Below are 2,736 nucleotides of genomic sequence, written 5' to 3'. Positions count from 1 at the left end.
TGAGTGCCGCAGCGACGGCAAGTCAAGGACAACAAACCTATCAAGTCGTGAGAGTACCGCAATATTCGAGTGCGACTTTAGGATCTGCAACATCATCCTATTGGAATGGAAGTACGGGAGGAATTGTTGCCTATGATGTGGCAGGAAACTTGAACTTAACGGGGGGGATTAATGTTAATGGTAAAGGATTCCGAGGTGGTGGTGGACGTTTATTGGGGGGAGCAGTTAGCCCCAATACAGACTATCGGACATCATCAACCATAGATAAAAATGGCTCGAAGGCAGAAGGGATTGCGGGAACACCAAGGTTTGTTATCAATCCTATTAACCTAGCGCTCGTGGATAATGGGGCTGAAGGTTATCCCAATGGCAGTTATGGTCGCGGTGCTCCTGGCAATGCAGGAGGAGGTAGTACCGATGGAAATTCCAATGGTAATGATGAAAACTCTGGGGGCGGCGGCGGTAGTAATGGTGGTGCAGGGGGAATTGGAGGGCGATCATGGAGTTCCAACTTACCGACAGGCGGGTTTGGCGGTAAGCCTTTCTCAGCGACGACCAGTCGTTTAGTATTGGGTGGTGGTGGTGGTGCTGGTACTACTAATAATGGATCGTTTTCTCCACCAAATACTGATACCTCTAGTAGCGGCATATATAGTAGTGGTGCCTCAGGTGGTGGGATGGTCATGCTGCGGACCAATACAGTTAGCGGTACAGGGACGATTAGCGCTAATGGGAGCAGCGCTCGTGATGTGACAAGAGATGGTGGCGGTGCTGGTGGTGCTGGCGGGAGCGTGCTAGTTTCTGCCCTAAGCAATAATGTTACTGGACTTACTGTGAATGTTGTAGGTGGCAATGGTGGTAGCGCATTATTTAGCGCTTCCCATGGTCCTGGCGGCGGCGGCGGTGGCGGTGTGGTAGTCTCCAGTGCTGGCGTAACAACTAATCTCCAAGGCGGGATTGCTGGCGTAACGGGAATTACCTCCAATCCTAATAACGGGGCGGTAGCGGGAACAGGATTAGCGGTACCAATTTCCGTGGGTACGGTTCCAGGAGCAAGCTCAGGAGCCGCTTGTGTTCCCGCGTTAGCCGTAGTGAAAACCACCAGTACACCAACGGTAAATCGAGGTAGTCAAGCAACTTACAAAATTGTGGTAAGTAACGGAGCAGGTTTAGCAACCGCCAATAACGTGACGATCGCCGACAATAGTCTTCCCGCAGGGTTTACCCTTGCGGCAAGTCCAGCCCCGACCATAAATTTAATTAACGGATCGACTCGACCTACCACCAGTAACCCAACCGCAGGCACTAGTAATTTGTCCTGGGGAACGTTCTCGATTCCAGGAGGAGGATCGGTCGAGATTCAATTTACCGTTGATGTGAGCAGTAGTGCCGCGACAGGAACCTATAATAACCCAGCTTCAGCGACCTATACCGATCCTGCGACGAGTGGCTCCAAAACCGTTAGTTACGATATTACCAATACTGGCGAAGATGTTACGGTTACTATTCCTTCTTCGCCGCAACTTTTGCTGGTAAAGCGGATTACCAAAGTCACCAGAGGTGGAGTTGCGATTTCCCCTACAGGCAGCGATAACTTTAATATCTTTAATAACGATGGAACAGCAGCAAATACCAATACCAATTGGCCAGTTAACTATCTGAAGGGAGCTAACAATGGAGGAGCCGTAGCACCAGGAGATGTTCTGGAATATACGATTTACTTCCTTTCCGCAGGTAATGTTGGCGTTACGAATGTTAATATTTGCGACTTAGTGCCTGCGAATACGACCTTTTTCACAGGTACTTATAATGGTCTAACTCCATTAGATACAGGAAGTTCGGGCGGTAATTTGGGAATAGCTTTAGCCAGTGGTAGTACTACGCCAACGGTGTATATGAGTAGTGTTAGTGATGGCGATCGCGGTACTTTCTATGCTGCGGGAACGGCACCTACAAGTGGTTGTGTCAAGAATGTAGCAGGGACATATTCGGCAATCACCAATAGTGACAATACTAATGGGCTAGTAGTGGTTAATGTTGCAAAGTTTCCAGCGACAATACCGAATGCTACAGGTTCGGGAACGCCATCTAATTCCTACGGGTTTGTGAGGTTTAACGTAACGGTTAATTAGGTAACTGGGTTTAAGCTGAGCCCGAAGTCAAAACCTGTGATAAAGCGCTCCTTATTTTGCTATATAAAACTTTCTCCATAAAATTAAGCATAGTGAATTCGCTGATATGATCGAAATAAACTCAGTATTTCTGTCTTAATCCCAATTCACGAAAGTGTGACAACACTTTCGTGAATTAAAAACTAAATCTAGTAAGGGTTTTCAAGTTAAGAAATGGCTACGCCATTTCTTAACTTGGTATTAGAATAACGCTCAAAGCTTCTAGATCCCTTTTTCTCTCAGTTTAGATACTCTTCCACTGGCAATAATTAATATGCGTTCACGTAATATGCGTTCACGATACAGCCTACTAAGAAATATCAGCAAGTCTATACAGAAGCTAATTCTGCGGGGATATCGAAAATGGTTAGCGATCGCGCTAGTCAGCATATTTATGATGATTTCTTTTTTCCCCATCCCGTTTCCCCAGATATTTAAGAGTGGAAATTTAAAGAGAATAGAAATACCATCAATAATTGAGGAAGCAAACGCCCAAACAGCACCAGCGCTATGTGGAGTCCCAGGGAAGGATGGAGTCGGAGCACCCGCAGGGATCATCAACACC

Annotated in this window: 2 protein-coding genes; one reads left to right on the top strand and one right to left on the bottom strand. The window is 46.9% G+C overall.

The features are described 5' to 3' along the window. Positions 1-2,132, top strand: a 2,132-nt coding sequence (locus AC805_RS16075; protein WP_055076358.1) for a DUF11 domain-containing protein, incomplete at its 5' end; no start/stop codon positions are given. Positions 2,133-2,393: 261 nt separating this feature from the next. Here AC805_RS16075 and AC805_RS26390 read toward each other — a convergent pair. Further along, positions 2,394-2,736 (bottom strand): hypothetical protein (locus tag AC805_RS26390; RefSeq protein WP_055076357.1); only part of this gene is annotated, 343 nt, incomplete at its 5' end.

The sequence above is a fragment of the Pseudanabaena sp. 'Roaring Creek' genome, assembly GCF_001402795.1.
GTDB lineage: Bacteria > Cyanobacteriota > Cyanobacteriia > Pseudanabaenales > Pseudanabaenaceae > Pseudanabaena.
Note: the sequence above shows the minus strand (reverse complement) of the source record. Positions and strands in the feature narration are given on the sequence as shown.